Here is a 19,083-nt window from a genome sequence, read left to right as displayed (position 1 = left end):
CCGCCCCGCAGCGAGGCTGTCGTCCCCCTTGAGGGGGAAGGCGCGGAAGCGACTCAGGGGGTGTTTCATTTCAATACCCCAGCTTTGCAGGTAACCACAGCGCCAGTTGCGGGAAGGCAATCACCAGCACCATGACCATGAACATGGCCAGCAGCATCCAGCCCACCCAGCGCACGGTGGACTCCATGCGCACACCGGCGATGCGGCAGCTCACCATCAGGTTCACGGCCAGCGGCGGGGTGAACTGGCCCAGCGCCACCTTCAGCGTCAGGATCACGCCAAACCACACGGGGTCCCAGTGGTAATGGTTCATGATGGGCAGCAGCAGCGGCACAAAGATCAGGAAGATGGAGATGCCGTCCAAAAACATGCCCACGGTGATCAAGAGCAGGATCAACAGCGCCATCACGCCGTATTCGCCCAGGCCGGAGTTGACGATGGCCGCGGCCACCGGATCAATCACGCCCAGCGTGGACAGCGAGAAGGCAAAAATCCCGGCCAGCGACACCACCAGCAAGATCACGGCCGACAGCTCGCCGGCCTCGCGCAAGATGGGGTACAGATCGCGCAGGCCAATCGTGCGGTGTATGCACATGCCCACGAACAGGCCGTAGAACACGGCGACCACGGCGGCCTCAGTGGGGGTGAACCAGCCGGCGCGCATGCCGCCCAGAATCAAGACCGGCGCGGCCAGGCCCCAGGCCGCTTCCTTCAGGCTTTTCCAAAAAGCTGGGCGCGGCAGCGTGGCTTCCAGGGCGCCCATTTTGTGGCGGCGTGCCAGCCACACGGCCGGCACAATCAGCGCAATACCGGCCAGCACGCCGGGCACCATGCCGGCGGCAAACAGGGCCGGCACCGAGGCGCCAGGCACCAGCACCGAGTAGATGATGAAGGCCACCGAGGGTGGAATCAAAATATCGGTGGCAGCGGCTGCGCCCACCACACTGGCCGAGAAGCTGGCCGGGTAGCCGGCGCGGGCCATGGCAGCCACCATCACCCCGCCCACGGCAGCCGCATTGGCAGGGCCGGAGCCGGAGATGCCGCCCAGGAACATGGCCACACAAATGGCCACCAGGGGCAGCATGCCGGGGCCGCGGCCGACGATGGCGACGGCAAAGTTCACCAAGCGCAGGGCCACGCCCGAGCGGTCAAAAATGGAGCCCACCAGCACAAACATGGGAATGGCCAGCAGCGGGTATTTGCCCAGGCCAGCGTAGAAGTTCTGCGGCACGGCCAGCAGGCCGAACCACTGGGCATCGGCATTGGCCAGTGCAATGGCGGCGGCGCCCGCCAGGCCCAGGGCGGCGCCAATGGGCACGCCCACAAACATCAGGCCCAGAAAGGCCACAAACAACAAGGTGGCGATCATGGGGCCTCCTTGTCGCTGTCTTCGGTGAGCTCAACGTCGAAGGCACCGGGCCTGCCCTGGCGCACAAAAAGGCCCAGGGCGCGCAGCGTGATCAATGCCGACACAATGGGTAGCCAGACCGAATACCACCACTGCGGCACACCAATGCCGGGCGAGGTTTCCTCGAAGCGGAAGTCGTCCCAGACCACGCGCACGCTGAGCACGGCAATCAGCGCAAACAGCAGGGCCACCATCAGCGAGCCAAAACGCGCCAGCGCCCGGCGACGGCGCGGCGAGCCGGCATCGGCAAAGAATTCGATGCGGATATGCTGGTTGCGGGCCACGGCACCCGAGCCGGCCACCAGAGCCAGCAAGATCATCAGGAATACGGAGAACTCCTCGGTCCAGGCGAAGGAGGAGTCGGTGAAGTAGCGCACCAGCACATTGGCAAAGGTGATCAGGGCCAGGGCGGCCATGATGATCACGGTGAGCCAGTCTTCAAAGCGCAGGGAACGCGGTGCATCCGTGGGCGCGCCGGCAGCGGGCGCTCCATCGGTCTCTGGGGGAGTGGAGGACATGAACGCGGAAAGTCAGAAAAACACACATGGGCGAAATGCAGTTCCTGGACCGACGCGGCGTTGTGCACCGAGGGGTGTGGAAGAAAGAGCGCATCGGGTGGAAGCGCCAGGGCATTATCCCGGATCAACTGTTGCTATCTGTAGCGAATGCGGCAGGCATTTCCCTTAGAAAACAGGCTGATACAGCCGTTAGACCGCAAGTGGTCAGACCACTGTCAGGCTGCGCAGCCCCAGCGGGGTGACTCGCGCATGACGATGGCCGGGCGCGCTCAGCAGATAATGGCAATCTATGGAAACCAAATGGCTTGAAGACTTTGTCAGCTTGGCTGAAACGCGCAGTTTCAGCCGGTCCGCGCAATTGCGCCATGTGACGCAGCCCGCGTTTTCGCGGCGCATTCAGGCGTTGGAGGCCTGGGCGGGCACCGATCTGGTGGACCGCAGCTCCTACCCTACGCGCCTGACGCCGGCGGGCAAGACCATGTACGACCAGGCGCTGGAGATGCTGCAGTCGCTGCAGAGCACGCGCACCATGCTGCGCTCGCATTCCAGTGCCGACAAGGACATGGTGGGCTTTGCCGTGCCGCACACGCTGGCGTTCACCTTTTTCCCCGCCTGGGTGTCGTCGCTGCACGAACAGTTCGGCCCCTTCAAGAGCCGTTTGATTGCCCTGAATGTGCACGACGCCGTGATGCGCCTGGTGGAGGGCGGCTGCAATCTGTTGATTGCCTACTACCACCCCTCGCAGCCGCTGCAGCTGGACCCGAACAAATACGAAATGGTCAGCCTGGGGCAGGAGCTGCTGGCCCCGTATTCCAAGCCCGATGCACAGGGGCAGCCGCTGTACGCACTGCCCGGTGCGGCAGGCCAGCCCCTGCCTTTTCTGGGCTATGCGCCGGGTGCCTATCTGGGGCGGGTGACAGAGCTGATTTTGAAAGATGCGGGCGTGCCGGTGCACCTGGAGCGGGTGTATGAAACCGATATGGCTGAGGGTCTGAAGGCCATGGCGCTGGAGGGGCATGGTGTCGCCTTTTTGCCCTATAGCGCGGTGCGCAAGGATCTGGAGAACGGCCGCCTGGTGCGGGCTGTGCCCGAGGAGCTCAGCCAGCTGCAAATGCCCATGGATGTGCGTGCCTACCGGGAAAAGCCGGTGGGCAAAGAAGTCCGCAACAGCGTGGCCGATGCCTTGTGGAATTTTTTGCAAACAGATGCCCAAGCTCGCCTTCCGGGGTGATGCGCAGCGTGCATACTTGTAAAACAATGCGGCATTGGCAGTGAGTGGTGGCTTGCATATGATGCGGCCACGTTGTCGCAGAACGTGCGACCTGGCACGGTTTTTTCTTACGGAAACCTCATGCCGGTCTACTGTTAAATCCTGACGACAAAGTCACAGGGCGGACACATACTGCAGATTCCCGCATGCTTGGTTGCACAATGTGCTTCAAGGATGTGAGCAATGCAGCTTTGCTGGCTGCGAGACTTGACACCTTGCGTTGGAACTTAAATTTTGAGGAGATACGTTATGAAAAAGCATTTGCTGGCGGTGGCCGTAGCCGCATTGGCGGCGGGCAGCGCAATGGCACAAGCCAACGACACGCTGGCCAAGATCAAGTCCTCCGAGAGCGTCACCCTGGGTGTGCGTGAGTCCTCCGGTGCCCTGGCCTATACCCTGGGCGACGGCAAGTACGTGGGCTTTCACACCGAAATGGCCGAGAACATCGTCAAGGACATCCAGAAGCAACTGGGCCTGGCCAAGGTCAATGTGAAGTACCAGCCCGTGACGTCGCAAAACCGTATCCCTCTGGTGGTGAATGGCACGGTGGATCTGGAGTGCGGCTCCACCACCAATGACCTGAACCGTCAAAAGGATGTGGACTTCGCCAACACCACCTATATGGAGCAGGTGCGTATTGCGGTGCGGACCAACTCCGGCATCAACGACATCAAGGACCTGAACGGCAAGACCGTGGCCACCACCACCGGCACCACCTCGGTGCAGCTGCTGCGCCAGAACAAGCGTGCCGAAGGCATCGACTTCAAGAACATCATGGGCAAGGACCATGCCGACAGTTTCCTGCTGCTGGAAACCGGTCGTGCTGATGCCTTCGTGATGGATGGCTCCATCCTGATGGGCAACATCTCCAAGTCCAAGAACGCCAAGGAATTCAAGCTGGTGGGCGAGCCTCTGTCGACCGAACCCATCGCCTGCATGCTGCGCAAGAGCGACACCGCTTTCCTGAAGGCCGTGAACGATTCCATCGCCCGCCAGGTCAAGGATGGCTCGCTGGAAAAGCTCTACAACAAGTGGTTCATGCAGCCCATCCCCCCGGCCAACCAGCAAGTGGGTCTGGCCCTGTCTGACGCCACCAAGAATGCCTGGCAGCATCCCAACAACAAGCCCAAGGAAGATTTCAACAAGTAAATCGGCCAAGTGACGCCCCGACGGTGCATGTCACTGTCTGGGGCGTTTTTTGTTGGGCGGGTGTGTCGGCGCACACCCGTGGTTGAAGTTTTGTATTGAAGGAAATCCTATGGCATGGGATTGGCAAATGTTCTGCGAAGACACCCTGGAGCGCACGGCGGTTCAGGGCTGTTTTGGCAAGAACGGTGACGTCACCTACCTCGACTGGATGCTGTCTGCCTGGGGCTGGACGGTGTCGGTGTCGCTGCTGGCATTGGCGCTGGCACTGCTGGTGGGCATCGTGATTGGCACCTTGCGCACCTTGCCTGACCACCCCTGGGTGGTGCGGTTCGGCGATGCGTGGGTGGAGTTCTTCCGCAACATCCCCTTGCTGGTGCAAATTTTTCTCTGGTACCACGTGGTACCCGCTATCTTTCCTGCGATGAAGTCGGTCTCTGGCTTTGTGCTGGTGGTGCTGGCACTGGGCTTTTTCACCTCGGCACGGATTGCCGAGCAGCTGCGCTCGGGCATTCAGGCCTTGCCGCGCGGCCAGCGCTATGCGGGCATGGCCATGGGCTTCACCACCTGGCAGACCTACCGCTATGTGCTGCTGCCGAACGCGTTTCGCATCATCATTCCGCCGCTGACCAGCGAGACGATGAACATCTTCAAGAACTCGTCGGTGGCGTTCGCCGTGTCGGTGACCGAGCTGACCATGTTCGCCATGCAGGCCCAGGAAGAAACCGGCCGTGGCATCGAGGTCTATCTGGCAGTGACGGGGCTGTACATCATCTCGGCCTTCGCCATCAACCGCATCATGGCGTTCATCGAAAAGCGCTCCCGCGTGCCGGGCATGATCAGCGCATCGAGTGCGGGAGGACACTGACATGAACTTGGCACTCGACTTTTCGTTCTACAACGCCGACCTGTTCCAGAACTTCATTCTCAAGGGCTTGATGTTCAGCATCACCTTGACGGTGGTGGCCACGCTGGGCGGTATTTTCTTCGGCACGCTGCTGGCACTGATGCGCCTGTCGGGCAACCCGTGGTTGGCCGGGCCGGCCACGGTCTACGTCAACGGCATGCGCTCCGTTCCGCTGGTGATGGTGATCCTGTGGTTCTTCCTGCTGGTGCCCCTGGTGATCGGCAAGCCCATTGGTGCCGAGATGTCGGCCGTCATCACCTTTGTGGCGTTTGAGGCGGCTTACTTCTCGGAAATCATGCGTGCGGGCATCCAGTCCATTCCGCGTGGCCAGGTGTTTGCCGGCCAGGCGCTGGGCATGACCTATGGCCAGAACATGCGCCTGGTGGTGCTGCCCCAGGCCTTCCGCAACATGCTGCCGGTGCTGCTGACGCAGACCATCATCCTGTTCCAGGACACATCGCTGGTCTACGCCATCGGCGCCTACGATATGTTGAAGGGCTTTGAAGTGGCTGGCAAAAACTATGGCCGCCCGATGGAGGCCTATATCGCCGCCGCCGTTGCCTACTTCATTCTTTGCTACTTGCTGTCGTGGCTGGTCAAGCGCCTGCACAAGAAGATCGCCATCATTCGCTGATAGGCACCCTGACTGAGGAAAATTCATGATCGAACTCAAAAACGTTTCCAAGTGGTATGGCAGCTTTCAGGTGCTGAACGACTGCTCGACCCAGATCAAAAAGGGTGAAGTGGTGGTGGTGTGCGGCCCGTCGGGTTCTGGCAAGTCCACGCTGATCAAGACCATCAACGCGCTGGAGCCCGTCCAGAAGGGCGAGATCTATGTGAACGGCACGGCCATTCACGACCCCAAGACCGATCTGCCCAAGCTGCGCTCCAAGGTGGGCATGGTGTTCCAGCATTTCGAGCTGTTTCCCCATCTGACGGTGACGGAGAACCTGACGATTGCGCAGATCAAGGTGCTGGGCCGTTCGGCCGATGACGCCCGGGAGCGTGGTCTGAAGATGCTGGACCGCGTGGGCCTGATGGCGCACAAGGACAAGTTCCCCGGCCAGCTTTCCGGTGGGCAGCAGCAGCGCGTGGCCATTGCTCGCGCCCTGTCCATGGACCCCGTGGTCATGCTGTTTGACGAGCCCACTTCCGCACTCGACCCCGAAATGGTGGGCGAAGTGCTGGACGTGATGGTGGGCCTGGCCCATGAAGGCATGACCATGATGTGCGTGACGCACGAAATGGGTTTTGCCAAGAAGGTGGCCAGCCGCGTGATCTTCATGGACGTGGGCGGCAAGATCCTTGAGGACTGCAGCAAGGAAGAGTTCTTTGGCAATCCCGATGCACGCCAGCCGCGGACCAAGGACTTTCTCAGCAAGATCCTGCAGCACTGATGGGGCGTCGCCCCAGGGCGACACCGCAGCAAAGGAGCACCTTGGGTGCTCCTTTTTTTTATCTCTTCTGTCTGCCAGCGGCCATGGCCTGACGGCTAGAAATTGAAGCCGTGAAAGCGCTCGCGGCCATGCACCAGCGCCTCCAGTTGCTGTGCTGCGGCCTGCAGTTTGGGGAGGTAATCGGCCTCCAGGTCTTGCACCGTGCGCCGCCCTTGCACCATGGTGATGCTCAGCGCCGCCAGCACCTTGCCCGTGCTGCCCTGGATGGGCACGGAGATGCCGCAAAAACCTTCCGCCAGTTCCCCCGCCAGGATGCACCAGCCCTGTTGGCCGACCTGCTGGAAGATCTGCAGCAGCTTTTCTTTGGCCGTCACCGTTTCTTTGGTGAAGGCCTCGGGCGGCCAGGCCTTGAGGTGGGCACGCTGGGCCGCCACGGGCTGGTTGGCCAGCAGCACGCGGCCCATGGAGTGGGCAAATGCCGGCAGCCTGCGGCCAATGTCCACATTGACACGCAGCACCCGTGCCGGCTCATGGCGGGCCACGATCACCACATGGCCGCTGTCCCATACACCCAGAGAGCAGGCCTCCGACACCTGATCGCCCAGCGACTGCAAGGTGGCGTGCGCCAACTGGGGAAGGCTCATGGAGGCGTAGTAGGCAAAGCCCAGGTCCATGACCCTGGGGGTGACGTAGTAGAGATTGCCCTCGCAGCGCAGATAGCCCTCCAGCTGCAGCGTGATCAGCAGACGTCGGGCTGCGGCGCGTGTCATGCCGAGCCGCTGGGCCGCCTCCTGCACAGTGAGCGATGGTGTGCCTTCGGCAAACACGCGCAGCAGGGCGAGGCCGTTGGCCAGCGATTCCAGCCGTTCGCTCTGCAGATGCTGGGTGTCGGACGCTTCGGCGGAAGAGGGGGCTTGGCGTGAAGGCATGGTTGGTGGCTTATGACTGTCGCCTGCTAGACAGCAGGTGATGAAAGAAGTTGGATAGCATTATTCCCGAACAAATGTTCGCAAATTAATTTCTTTCTGCCTGACAGATGCGCGACACATCAGAAATCGCGTGCTGCCATTTCCCTTGGAGACCTCCCTATGTTCCCGATTTCCTCTCGCCTGGGTCGCCGTGCGGTCTGCGTGGCCGCTGCCGCTTTGTGTGCCGGCAGCTGGAGCGTTGCGGCCCTGGCATCGAATGCTGGGACCTATCCCAACCAACCCATCAAACTGGTCGTGCCTTTCCCTCCTGGCGGTCCCACCGATACGGCTGCCCGCATCCTGGGCCAGCACATGGGGGAGACGCTGGGCAAACCCGTGATCGTGGAAAACCGCGCAGGTGCTTCCGGCATGCTGGGCACGGATGTCGTGGCCAAGAGCCCGGCTGATGGCTATACGCTGACCATGCTGGCATCGCCCACCGTGCTGGGTGACAAGCTCTATGGCCAGAAGAAATACGATCTGCTGAAGGACTTTGCCCACATTGGCGTGGCCTATGACCTGCCCATCGTGATGGTGGTCAATCCCAAGGTGCTGGATGTGCAGGATTTGCCCCAACTGATCGCCGCTTCGAAAAAGCAGCTGCTGAACTACAACAGCGCGGGCACGGGCAGCTTCGGGCATTTGTCCACCGAGCTGCTCAAGAGCCAGGGCAAGTTCGAGATGCTGCACATCTCGTACAAGGGCAGCGCCCCGGCCATTACCGATTTGCTGGGTGGCCAGGTGCCGATGATGTTCTCGGACATGATTGCCGCGCTGCCCCACATCAAGTCCGGCAAGCTGCGCCCGATTGCCGTGGGTTCTCCCCAGCGCGTGGTCTTCACCCCGAATGTGAAAACAGTGGCCGAGCAGGGCTTCCCCGGCTTTGATGCCGTGGCCTGGGGTGGCCTGATGGCCCCGCGCGGCACGCCGCAGCCCATCGTGGACCAGCTGGGTTCTGCCCTGAAGAAGGCGCTGGAAGACAAGAGCGTGCAGGAGAAGCTGCAGCAAGTCGGCACCACGGCGGCCTATGCGCCCGGCCAGTCCATGCACAACCGCATTGCCGCCGACCTGAGCAAATGGGGCAAGGTGATTGCCGACAACAACATCTCCAGCAACTAAGCGTCCAGGCGCTTGCAGGTGGGAGAACAGGCTCTCGGCAGCCCGGTCATGGCGGCGATGGGACAATAGCGTCCCATGACCGCCCAACTCGACTCTCTCACCATCACCCGACCCGACGACTGGCACCTGCATGTGCGTGACGGCGACGCCCTGCGCGCCGTGGTGCCCCACAGCGCCGCCCAGATGGGCCGCGCCGTCATCATGCCCAACCTCAAGCCGCCGGTGACCACGGCGCAGATGGCATTGGACTACCGCGCCCGCATTCTGGCGGCCGTGCCCCAGGGTCTGGCCTTTACGCCCTTGATGACGCTGTACCTGACGGACAAGCTCTCGCCTGAGGACATTGCCGCCGCCAAGGCAGCCGGCGTCGTGGCCTGCAAGCTCTACCCGGCCGGTGCCACCACCAACAGCGACCATGGCGTGACCGATCTGCGCAAGATTTACCCCACCCTGGCTGCCATGCAGCGCGAGGGCTTGATTTTTCTGGTGCACGGCGAGGTGACCGACCCCAGCGTGGACCTGTTCGATCGCGAGGCCGCCTTTATCGAGCAGCAGCTGATTCCGCTGCGCCGCGACTTCCCCGAGTTGAAGATTGTGATGGAGCACATCACTACCAAAGAGGGCGCCGAGTACGTGGCCGCGGCCGACCGCTTTGTGGCCGCCACCATCACGCCCCAGCATTTGCTGTTCAACCGCAACGCCATCTTCACCGGTGGCATACGCCCGCATTTCTACTGCCTGCCGGTGCTCAAGCGCGAAACCCATAGACTGGCCCTGGTCCAGGCCGCCACCAGCGGCAGCACCAAGTTCTTCCTGGGCACCGACAGCGCACCGCACGCAGCCCATCTCAAGGAAGCGGCCACGGGCTGCGCTGGTTGCTACAGCGCCCATGCTGCCATCGAGATGTATGCCGAGGCCTTTGACAATGCCGGCGCGTTGGACAAGCTCGAAGGCTTTGCCAGCTTTCACGGCGCCGATTTTTACGGCCTGCCGCGCAACAGCGACACCATCACGCTGCGCCGCGAAAGCTGGACCCCGCCGGACAGCTTTGCCTATGGCGAAGCCCAGCTCAAGCCGCTGCGCGCGGGCGATAGCCTGCCCTGGAAAGTGATCAAGTAGCACCCCCTGAGCGGCTATGCCGCTTCCCTCTCTCAGGCTTCACCGGAGGGGGACGGCACTGGCGCTGCGGGGCGGCCCTTGCGCGGTGCCCTGGCCTGGGCCGCGCCGGTGGCATGGACTGGTAGTAGCTAGAGTGCGATGTTTTAGGAAAAACATAGCATTCATAGCGCTTCAACTCTGCCTTTACGGTTGAATTGACTCCTAACATCAAGCATATAAAGCGTAGACAGCTATGGTTTTTTCTGCCGATCCGGCGGGCGTCAAGGACGCAGATTGGCAGAGCGTGGATTGGTCCCAGCCCTGGTTGGCGCCGCTGCGTACGCAGGGCGCGCTGCTGACCTGGCAGCTGCTGCAAGGCGGCTCGGTGCATGCGGTGCTGAACAGCGCACTGCCGCCCGCGTTGCAGGTCCTGGGCCAATGCTTTGTGCCTCAGGCCGATCTGCCGGCGGGCATGGCCTATGAGGCCTTTATCGCGGCCCAGCGCTGCGTGCCCACGCGCGACAACTTTCACGATTTTTTCAACGGCTTGGTGTGGCTGCACTACCCCGAGACCAAGCGCCGCCTCAATGCCTTGCAGGCCGAGGTGATTGCGGCCCAGGGTGTGGGCGCGCAGCGCGGGCCGGTGCGCGATGCTGCCACCTTGTTCGATGAGAGCGGGGCCGTGCTCCACGCCCCCGCGCCGCTGTGGCAGGCCTTGCTGGCGCGCGACTGGCAGGCTTTGTTCCTCACCCACCGCGACCTGTGGCAGCATGCGCGTCTGCTGGTGTTTGGCCATGCGCTGATGGAAAAGTTGCTGGTGGATCGCATGGATGTCACCGCCCAGGTGCTGCTGGCTCCGCCGGTAGGCTTTCAGGCCGACCGCAGCATTGCCCCTGACGATGCGGCCATGGCTGCGGTGTTCACCCGTGAGCACCTGGCCCGCAAGCCTTTCACACCGTTGCCGCTGTCCGGCATTCCCGGCTGGCATGCCAGCAATGCAGCAGCAGCTTTTTACGCCAATACAGCCGTCTTCCGGCCTGCACGCCGTCCCATGGGGGATACGGTAGGCCACAGCCTGCTCATGTGAGCCAACGTCTTTGCAGAAAAACCATCAAACAGTCGAAAGAGAAAAAAAGACATGGACAGCCTCATCATCTTCCTGAAGCTAGGTCTGCTGGCCTATGCGGTCTACAGCGGCATTACCTATATGGTCAGGCGTTCGGGCAACAAAAACGATCTGGCCCAGCTGCGCAAGGCGCCTGTGATGCGCCAACTCAGTGCCGAGGAAAAGCTGGCCTTGACCCCTTTTCTGGGCGGTCTGGAGGTGGATGGGGAAGTGCGGGCGCTCTCGGGCGTATTTGTGCGCCATGGCATCGAGACCCAGGGCAGTCGCACCGTACACGACACCCTGGGTGGTGTGGATGTGGTGCTGCCCTATGACGCCTTTATTTTCCTGGACGAATACAACCAGGCGGAAGTGGTGCTCGCTGGCAAACACGCGGTGGTGGTCAAGCTCAATGACTTCGATTTACTCGAAGGCCGCGAGCGCAGCCAGCAGGCACAGCAAGCCCAGGCCGATTGGGAACAGGCCAAGCCTGGCAGTTTGCTGCAATCTGCCGAGCCTGCAGCCGAATCCACGGACGATGCCCATGCGACCAAGGCCGCCGCGGACAGCAATGCCGTGGAAATCGTGAGCCAGCGTAACGAGAGCGCCGAAGAGGTGGCTGAGCGCGAAGGTGGCATCGGGGGCTGGGGTGCAGCCTTCGTCTGGCTGCTGGCGTTGATCGCTCTGTGGGTGGGCAACTGGGAGCTGCCGGAAATCGCCCAGACCGTGGCCCTGGGCCTGGCAGGATTGGCCGTGCTCTGGGCCCTGTGGCTGACGCTGCGCCGCAAGCCGGCCTTGCAGGAGGCTGCGCAAACCGTGAACAAGGTGCGCGGTGTACTGAACGGGATTCAGTGGGTCAATCCTGACAATGCCGCGGTGAGCGTGCAGAAGTTCTTCATCGGTGACCAGGTGGAGGTGAGCTTTCCCGCGCATTGGCAGCATGCCGCCCAGGGCATGCCAGTGGGCCGTCTGGTGGAGGTCGATGTTCGCGTCAAGGACCACGCTGCGGTGGGCTTTGGCCGTGGCTGGTCGCTGGCGGATGAATGGCGGCGCTTTCCGCCGGTGCAGTGGGGGCGCTATGTGCTGCTGTGCATTGCCGGCCTGCTGGGGCTGCTGGTCTTGTGCTTGAGCGGCCCGCAACTGGGTGCCAGTGCGGCCCGCGTGGCCCATGGCGTGCTGCAGACGAACAGCAGCAGCCATAGCGATCCGGCGGCGCTGCTGGCACAGCCTCCGCGTTGGGCCAGTGAAGTGCAGCTGCACGGCCAGGGCCGCTGCGAAATACGCATGCCGCCCTTGGGCCAGGGCCTGCCCGAGCGCGACTGCAGCGTGTTGCGCTGGGGAGGAACCGCACCCCAGCTGCCGGCGCTGGAACTGCCCGAGGCCGTGGCCCAAGTGGGGGCTGCGGATTTCTTCCAGCCCAGGGACAGCGTTGGCTCTGCCACGGTGCGCATGCTGCAAAACCTGGCCTTGATGCGCATGATGGGCGGGGACCGCAGCCTGAGCGCCGCCGCATTGATGGCGGGGCGGCAGATAGATATTCCCCAGCAGTGGGATGGCATGGACCGCAAGATCGCGGTGCTGGATGCAGCCTGCGAGGCCGAGGGCGGCCTGTCGGCACGGGACTGCCAGATGCTCAGGACCAAGCTGATGGTGGTTGCCAACGATGGGGCCGATGAAGCAGAAGCCGTGCGCGACTGGGAGGCCTTCAAACGTCTGGCCCAGCCGGGGGAGGAATATGCCAGCTTGCTCATGACCGAGCGAGAGCAGAGCGAGCTGCGTGCTGCACTGACCACCGCCGTGGACCATGCCGTGAGCGAGCGTGCAAAGGCCGCCATGGGGCGCATACAAGCGGCCCAGGGTGGCGTGCTGGTTGTCCTGCCTTCGGCTGAGGAGCTGCAGCCCTATGCGTCGAAAAATGATGAGCGGCTCAACCAGCTGGAGCGCTGGAAGCTGCTGCAAACCAATGCCGGCGACAGCGGCCTGCGCAGCTTCACCCTCACCGGCATGGTGACAGCCGTGGGGCAGGGGGATGGTGGAGCCTTGCGTATCGCCCTGGACCCCGGCTTGGCACAAACCAGCCTGCCTCAGGCCCTGGCGAAGTTGTGCCTGGCATTGCTGGTGGCAGGCTTGCTGTTGCTGGGCGGGACCATGCTGGTGCTGCGCCTGCGGGCCAGCAGCCAGCGCAAGCAGGCGCTGCAGGCTGACTTGGACAAGCGCCCCGCGCCTGGCGGTCAGGGGTTCGTTTGAGGGCGATCTGCCGGGGCCGCTGCTATCTGTAATGGTCGCCCCGTGCATCTGCCGGATTTTTGCCAGGCTGCGCAGAACTTTTGCTTCTATGATGCATCCCTCCTATTTCGCAGCCAGTGCCCCGACATAAACATGACAACACCGGGACCGTACAGGTGACATCTGCTTGAAATGGCTGGGCCCGGCCCCATTTCCCTCGGGTCGGGGCGGCCCTTTTTCGGCGCTTTTCCCTTTTTGGCTTTCTCCGTATGGAGCAAAAATCCCCATGAAACGTATTGCACTCTTCTTACTGACGAACATCGCCGTGGTGGTGGTGCTCGGTATCGTGGCCAGCCTGCTGGGCGTGAACCGCTTTCTCACCGCCAACGGCCTGAACCTGGGCGCCCTGCTGGGCTTTGCCTTCATCATGGGCTTTGGCGGCGCCATCATCTCGCTGCTGATCTCCAAGCCCATGGCCAAGTGGACCTCGGGCGTGCATGTGATTGACCAGCCGCGCAATGCCGATGAGGCCTGGATTCTGCAGACGGTGCAGAACTTCGCCCAGAAGGCCGGCATTGGCATGCCCGAAGTCGGCATCTACGAAGGCGAGCCCAATGCCTTTGCTACCGGCGCCTTCAAGAACTCGGCCCTGGTGGCGGTGTCCACCGGTCTGCTGCAAGGCATGACCCGCGAAGAGGTCGAGGCCGTGATCGGCCATGAAGTGGCCCACGTGGCCAATGGCGACATGGTGACCATGACCCTGATCCAGGGTGTGATGAACACCTTTGTGGTGTTTCTGTCGCGCGTCATCGGCTATGCCGTGGACAGCTTTTTGCGCAAGAACGACGAAAACAGCTCCGGCCCCGGCATTGGCTACTACGTGACCACCATCGTGATGGACATTCTGCTGGGCTTTGTGGCTGCCATGATCGTGGCCTGGTTCTCGCGCCAGCGCGAATTCCGCGCCGATGCCGGCGCCGCCCAGCTGATGGGCCGCAAGCAGCCCATGGTCAACGCTCTGGCCCGCCTGGGTGGCATGGTGCCCGGCGAACTGCCCAAGAGCATGGCCGCCATGGGTATTGCCGGGGGGATTGGCAAGCTGTTCTCCAGCCACCCACCCATCGAAGAGCGCATTGCTGCGCTGCAAAACCGCGCGCAATAAGCCGTTGCACACAGGCTCTGCGCCACAGGCCTGTGGCGGGCAACATGCAAGCACGGTCTTTACCCGTGCTTTACCCCTGCGATACCAACCCCGGTCAGCTTCTGGCCGGGGTTGTTCGTTAATAAGGGCATGAACATGATCGCTACGCGGTAGGGGGCCATCAGCATGCGCTTCACGATGAACGGGAAACCCTGGGTGCCACCCACCAGGTCGGCGCGCCGCGCCCTGGCCTGGCTGGCTGCAGCCGCCGGCGCAGCGCTGCTCACGGGCTGCGTGGTGCCGCCAGCTGGCGGGGGCTACGCAGGCGGTGGCTATGTGGAAAGCAACACCGTGGTCTATACCCAGTACGGCGCGCCGCCGCCGCCCCGGGTGGAATACCGCATGGCCGCGCCTTATCCCGACTATGTCTGGATGGGCGGCGACTGGGTCTGGGGTGGGCGCCGCTATGACTGGCGCCCCGGTCGCTGGGAGCCGCCGCAACGCCCGCCGCACTGGCGTGAGCCATCGCGCCCGGGCTGGAATCCGCCGCCCCCGTCACCTCGCCCGCGCCCATGGCGTGAGCCTCCCCAGGTGCAGCCATCACCGCCAGGGCCACCGCCGCATACGCAGCAGCCGCCTTGGGGGCAGCGCCCCTGGAATGGGCCAGGCATGCAGCGCCCCCGGCCTCCACAGCCGGGCCAACTGCCAGGCCAGATGACCCCAAGGCCGCCACGCCCGCAAGAGCAAGGAGAGCGGCCCAGCCGTCCGGACCGGGCCGAGCGACCACAGCGCGATAGGGACCACAACCGCAACCGTGAGTAAGAGCGTGTTTACGATCTCTACGCTGGCGCGCCGCGAGGAGATCGTAAACACGCTCTAACCATGCCAGGGGTAAAGCCCCTCGCCCGGATACTCGACAAAGAAGGACACACCGCATGACCGTTCCATCTCTTCCCCATGCCCGCCGCTGGCTGGGCGCGACCGCCATCGGCATGGCAGCCCTGCTCGGGGGCTGCGTGGTGGCGCCTGTCAGCCCGGGCTATACCTACACCACCTACGGTGATCCACCTCCTGTGCGCTATGAGGTGGTGCCGGTGTCGCCTTATCCGGCCTATGTCTGGACCCCGGGGGTCTGGATGTGGGGCGGTGCCCGCTACAACTGGCGCCCCGGCTACTGGGGCCCGTCACACCACCATGGCTGGGGTGGTGGTGGGCGGTGGCGGGGACGGTATTGACGATTCACCCGCCAAAGCAGCCAGGCTATTGCAGGGCTTCGCGCGAGCGGGCCTTGTCGAGCAAAAAGTCTATGCAGGTGCGCACCGCCTTGGTCTGGTGGCGGTTGGGCAGGTAGAGCAGGTACAAATGCGTGCCAAAAATGCTCAGCCGGTATTCCTGTAGCGTGGTCAACACCTCGCCGTTGGTGATGGCGTCCTGCACCACATAGTCGGGCACCAGGCCCACGCCCAGGCCGGCCATGATGCCCTGGCGCAGAAAGGGAAAATGCTCGGAGATCAGCGTGGGCTCCAGCGTCACTTCCTGGCGTTCCAGCCCCTGGTAGGCGGACAGGCGCAGCTGGCGGCCCATGACGCCGGCGGTGATCAGGGGCGTGTTGCGCAGCTCCAGCAGCGTGCGTGGCAGGCCATGTGCCGCCGCATAGGCGAGCGAGGCGCAGGCCACATAGCGCACATTGCCCAGGCTGCGCGCCACCACGGACAGCGGCGGCTCCTGGATCACGCGGATGGCAATGTCCACCTCGTCACGCAGATTGTCGGCGCGGTTTTCAAACAGCACGTCCAGCACGATGCCGGGGTACAGGCGCTTGAATTCAATCAGCCAGTCGCTCACCACGATCTGCCCATAGCCGCTGGGCACGCTGATGCCCACACGGCCCTGCAGCTCCTCGCCCAGGCTGGTGATGGTCTCCTGGGCGGCGGCCAGCTCGTTGCGGATGTTGCGCCCATGCTCGTACAGGCGCAGCCCCACTTCGGTGGGTTCCATGCGCCGGGTGGTGCGCTGCACCAGCTGCACGCCCAGGCTTTTTTCCAGCTGGTTCAGGTGGTAGCTGACGTTGGCGCGCGTCATCTTCAGCTTGCGGGCGGCCTGGCTCAGATTGCCGCTGTCGATGATTTCCACCAGCAAAGTCAAAGCGTTTAAATCCATAAGACAGGCTTGTAAAGAACCAAAGCCTTGCGGCTTTGATGGGTGAATCGTTGGCAGGCGCCCATACGGCACTTCATGCGGTGTTGCTTGCCCTTGCCGTACCAAAGTACTGTCTGCGGGCGCGCGCCTTGCCTGAAGCGCCGTCTGGGCGTTGTGGAGGAGAGCTCGTTGCCCACTGGACTTCGCAGGCTCGCTCCGGCCAGCCAGAAGGCTCAATTTCCCAGCATGGAGTGCCGAGACCCCATTCGCCAGGACACCGCGCAAGGGCCGCCCCGCCGCGCTGGTGTCGTCCCCCTCCGGCGCATTGCGCTAGAGAGGGGGAAGGCGCGTAGCGCCTCAGGGGGTGTCAAATTTCATTGAACAGTCTGTCAATAATTCATGGGATTGTAAAGAAGATTTATCGCGTCAAGAATGGGGCATCTGTTTATCAAAGAACATTGGAGACCCGTGCAATGAACGCTGAAGTCCACGCTCCCGCTGTCCAGACCCGCCTTGAAGGCGCTGTGCTGGTGGTCCGCATTGACAACCCTCCCGTGAATGCCCTGGGCCAGGCCGTGCGTGCCGGCCTGTTGGCGGCCGTGGAGCAGGCGGAGGCCGACGCTGGCGTGCAGGCGCTGTTGATCGTGGGCGAAGGCAAGGCTTTTATTGCGGGCGCCGATATCCGTGAATTCGGCAAGCCGCCCGTGGCGCCTTCGCTGCCCGAGGTCTGCAACCGCATTGAAGCCTCGAGCAAGATCGTCGTGGCCGCCATCCACGGCGCCGCCCTGGGCGGTGGCCTGGAAGTGGCCATGTCGGCCCACTACCGCCTGGCCCTTCCTGCGGCGAAGTTAGGTCTGCCCGAGGTCAGCCTGGGCCTGCTGCCCGGCGCCGGTGGCACGCAGCGCGCGCCGCGTCTGATGGGCGTGAAGGCCGCCACCGAGCTGATGCTCAGCGGCAAGCATTTGTCGGCCAAGGCCGGTCTGGCTGCCGGCCTGGTGGACCAGTTGGTGGAGGGCGAAGACCCCGTGGCCGCAGGCCTGGCCTATGCCAACGAATTGCTGGCTGCCAAGGCGGCGGTGCGCCCCACCCGTGACATCGCCATCGCCGACAAGGCCATGGCCCTGGCCGATCTGCAGGCCCTGGCCCTGGAGACCGCCAAAAAGGCGCGCGGCCTGTTCTCGCCCATGAAGATCATCGAATGCGTGCAAGCCGCAGTGAACCTGCCCTTCGACCAAGGCCTGGCCAAGGAGCGCGAGCTGTTTGTCGAATGCCTGAACAGCCCGCAGCGCCAAGGCCTGGTCCACGCCTTTTTTGCCGAGCGCGAGACCGCCAAGATCCCCGAAGCCAAGGCCGCCGCACCGCGCCACTTTGCCAAGATCGCCATCATCGGCGGCGGCACCATGGGCGCGGGCATCACCGTCTCGGCCCTGGACGCCGGTCTCACCGTGACCATGATCGAGCGCGATGCCGAATCCATTGCCCGTGGTCAGGCCAATGTGGAAAAGGTCTACAACGGCCTGATCGCCAAGGGCCGCATGACCGAGGCCGCCAAGGCCGCCGTCATGGCGCGCTACACACCCTCGACCAGCTATGACGATATCGCCGATGTGGACCTGGTGATTGAGGCCGTATTCGAAGATCTGGAAGTGAAAAAGGCCGTGTTCAAGGAGCTGGATCGCGTGTGCAAGCCCGGTGCCGTGCTGGCCACCAACACCTCCTACCTGGACATCGACGCCATTGCCGATGCCACCAGCCGTCCGCAGGACGTGATTGGCCTGCATTTCTTCAGCCCGGCCAACATCATGAAGCTGCTGGAAATCGTGGTGCCGGCCAAGGTCGCGCCCGATGTGGTGACCACGGCTTTTGCCCTGGCCAAGCAGATGAAGAAGGTGCCCGTGCGCGCCGGTGTGTGCGACGGCTTTATCGGCAACCGCATTCTGGCTGTGTACAAGCAGGCCGCCGACTTCATCATGGAAGACGGTGCCAGCCCTTACGAGGTGGACGAGGCCGTGCGCGGCTTTGGCTATCCCATGGGCCCCTTCCAGGTGACCGACCTGGCCGGCGGCGACATCGGCTGGGCCACGCGCAAGCGCCGCGCAGCCACGCGAGACCCCAAGGCCCGCTACGTTGAAGTGGCCGACCGCATTTGCGAAAACGGCTGGTTTGGTCAAAAGACCGGCCGTGGTTTCTACCTCTACCCCCAGGGCGCCCGCGTGGGCCAGCCCGACCCCGAGGTGCTGGCGATTGTGGATGCAGAGCGCGCCAAAAAGGGCGTGACGCCGCGCAGCTTTACGCCGGATGAAATCATGCGCCGCTACATGGCTGCCATGGTCAACGAAGGCGCCAAGGTGGTGGAAGAGGGCATTGCCCTGCGCCCCCTGGATGTGGACGTGACCTTTATCTCCGGCTATGGCTTCCCGCGCTGGCGCGGCGGCCCCATGAAGTGGGCCGACATGGTGGGCCTTCCCAAGGTGCTGGCCGACATCAATGAGTTCGCCAAGGAAGACGCGCTGTTCTGGAAGCCCGCCGCCCTGCTGCAAAAGCTGGTGGCCGAGGGCAAGAATTTTGACAGCTTGAATAAGTAAAGCTCCCCCTGAGCGGCTGCGCCGCTTCCCCCTCTCTGGCTGCGCCGGAGGGGGAC

At 63.2% G+C, this 19,083-nt stretch carries 17 protein-coding genes; 13 read left to right on the top strand and 4 right to left on the bottom strand.

Annotated elements, in window-relative coordinates:
* Positions 1 to 70: 70 nt before the first annotated feature.
* Both ACA027_RS19485 and ACA027_RS19480 read right to left on the bottom strand, forming a co-directional pair.
* Positions 71 to 1,369: a TRAP transporter large permease gene (locus tag ACA027_RS19485; protein WP_370679840.1), complete on the bottom strand. Its 1,299-nt coding sequence runs from the start codon at positions 1,367 to 1,369 to the stop codon at positions 71 to 73.
* Positions 1,366 to 1,926 (bottom strand): TRAP transporter small permease, encoded by a 561-nt coding sequence (locus ACA027_RS19480; protein WP_370679839.1) that lies wholly within the window; start codon positions 1,924 to 1,926, stop codon positions 1,366 to 1,368. The genes ACA027_RS19485 and ACA027_RS19480 overlap by 4 nt, the downstream gene beginning before the upstream one ends.
* Before the next feature lie 289 nt (positions 1,927 to 2,215).
* Here ACA027_RS19480 and ACA027_RS19475 point away from each other — a divergent pair, with 289 nt between their 5' ends.
* The 5 genes from ACA027_RS19475 (at position 2,216) to ACA027_RS19455 (ending at position 6,646) form a co-directional block, all read left to right on the top strand.
* Positions 2,216 to 3,157, top strand: a complete 942-nt coding sequence (locus ACA027_RS19475; RefSeq protein WP_370679838.1) for a LysR substrate-binding domain-containing protein — start codon at positions 2,216 to 2,218, stop codon at positions 3,155 to 3,157.
* A gap of 288 nt (positions 3,158 to 3,445) precedes the next feature.
* Positions 3,446 to 4,345: an amino acid ABC transporter substrate-binding protein gene (locus ACA027_RS19470; RefSeq protein WP_370679837.1), complete on the top strand. Its 900-nt coding sequence runs from the start codon at positions 3,446 to 3,448 to the stop codon at positions 4,343 to 4,345.
* A 109-nt stretch (positions 4,346 to 4,454) separates the two neighbouring features.
* Positions 4,455 to 5,210 (top strand): amino acid ABC transporter permease, encoded by a 756-nt coding sequence (locus ACA027_RS19465; protein ID WP_370679836.1) that lies wholly within the window; start codon positions 4,455 to 4,457, stop codon positions 5,208 to 5,210.
* Between the two features lies 1 nt (position 5,211).
* Positions 5,212 to 5,883, top strand: coding sequence for an amino acid ABC transporter permease (locus tag ACA027_RS19460; RefSeq protein ID WP_370679835.1), 672 nt, complete (start codon positions 5,212 to 5,214; stop codon positions 5,881 to 5,883).
* Between the two features lie 25 nt (positions 5,884 to 5,908).
* Positions 5,909 to 6,646 carry an amino acid ABC transporter ATP-binding protein gene (locus tag ACA027_RS19455; protein ID WP_370679834.1) on the top strand — a complete coding sequence of 246 codons (738 nt, stop codon included), beginning with the start codon at positions 5,909 to 5,911 and terminating at the stop codon, positions 6,644 to 6,646.
* A gap of 95 nt (positions 6,647 to 6,741) precedes the next feature.
* On the opposite strand, the gene ACA027_RS19450 is transcribed toward ACA027_RS19455, so the two are convergent.
* Positions 6,742 to 7,575, bottom strand: a complete 834-nt coding sequence (locus tag ACA027_RS19450; RefSeq protein WP_370679833.1) for an IclR family transcriptional regulator C-terminal domain-containing protein — start codon at positions 7,573 to 7,575, stop codon at positions 6,742 to 6,744.
* A 159-nt stretch (positions 7,576 to 7,734) separates the two neighbouring features.
* On the opposite strand from ACA027_RS19450, the gene ACA027_RS19445 reads away from it, so the two are divergent.
* The 7 genes from ACA027_RS19445 to ACA027_RS19415 all read left to right on the top strand — a co-directional run bounded on the left by ACA027_RS19445 (position 7,735) and on the right by ACA027_RS19415 (position 15,538).
* On the top strand, positions 7,735 to 8,733 hold the full coding sequence (locus tag ACA027_RS19445) for a Bug family tripartite tricarboxylate transporter substrate binding protein (RefSeq protein WP_370679832.1): 999 nt from the start codon (positions 7,735 to 7,737) through the stop codon (positions 8,731 to 8,733).
* Positions 8,734 to 8,808: 75 nt separating this feature from the next.
* Entirely contained in the window at positions 8,809 to 9,852 is a 1,044-nt protein-coding gene (gene pyrC / locus ACA027_RS19440) for a dihydroorotase (protein ID WP_370679831.1), read from the top strand.
* Between the two features lie 232 nt (positions 9,853 to 10,084).
* Positions 10,085 to 10,918, top strand: a complete 834-nt coding sequence (locus ACA027_RS19435) for a DUF3025 domain-containing protein (RefSeq protein ID WP_370679830.1) — start codon at positions 10,085 to 10,087, stop codon at positions 10,916 to 10,918.
* A 51-nt stretch (positions 10,919 to 10,969) separates the two neighbouring features.
* Positions 10,970 to 13,183 (top strand): IgaA/UmoB family intracellular growth attenuator, encoded by a 2,214-nt coding sequence (locus ACA027_RS19430; RefSeq protein WP_370679829.1) that lies wholly within the window; start codon positions 10,970 to 10,972, stop codon positions 13,181 to 13,183.
* A gap of 265 nt (positions 13,184 to 13,448) precedes the next feature.
* Positions 13,449 to 14,324, top strand: coding sequence for a protease HtpX (htpX, locus tag ACA027_RS19425; RefSeq protein ID WP_370679828.1), 876 nt, complete (start codon positions 13,449 to 13,451; stop codon positions 14,322 to 14,324).
* Between the two features lie 177 nt (positions 14,325 to 14,501).
* Positions 14,502 to 15,125: a hypothetical protein gene (locus ACA027_RS19420; RefSeq protein ID WP_370679827.1), complete on the top strand. Its 624-nt coding sequence runs from the start codon at positions 14,502 to 14,504 to the stop codon at positions 15,123 to 15,125.
* Between the two features lie 113 nt (positions 15,126 to 15,238).
* A complete protein-coding gene (locus ACA027_RS19415) occupies positions 15,239 to 15,538 on the top strand; it encodes a hypothetical protein (RefSeq protein WP_370679826.1) in 300 nt (99 codons plus the stop codon).
* 25 nt (positions 15,539 to 15,563) lie between these two features.
* On the opposite strand, the gene ACA027_RS19410 is transcribed toward ACA027_RS19415, so the two are convergent.
* The gene (locus tag ACA027_RS19410; RefSeq protein ID WP_370679825.1) at positions 15,564 to 16,463 is read right to left on the bottom strand and encodes a LysR family transcriptional regulator; all 900 of its coding nucleotides are present in this window, start codon (positions 16,461 to 16,463) and stop codon (positions 15,564 to 15,566) included.
* 452 nt (positions 16,464 to 16,915) lie between these two features.
* Here ACA027_RS19410 and ACA027_RS19405 point away from each other — a divergent pair, with 452 nt between their 5' ends.
* A complete protein-coding gene (locus tag ACA027_RS19405; protein ID WP_370679824.1) occupies positions 16,916 to 19,027 on the top strand; it encodes a 3-hydroxyacyl-CoA dehydrogenase NAD-binding domain-containing protein in 2,112 nt (703 codons plus the stop codon).
* The last annotated feature ends 56 nt before the right edge of the window (positions 19,028 to 19,083 follow it).

The organism is Comamonas sp. GB3 AK4-5 (genome assembly GCF_041320665.1).
Lineage (GTDB): Bacteria > Pseudomonadota > Gammaproteobacteria > Burkholderiales > Burkholderiaceae_C > Comamonas.
Note: the sequence above shows the minus strand (reverse complement) of the source record. Positions and strands in the feature narration are given on the sequence as shown.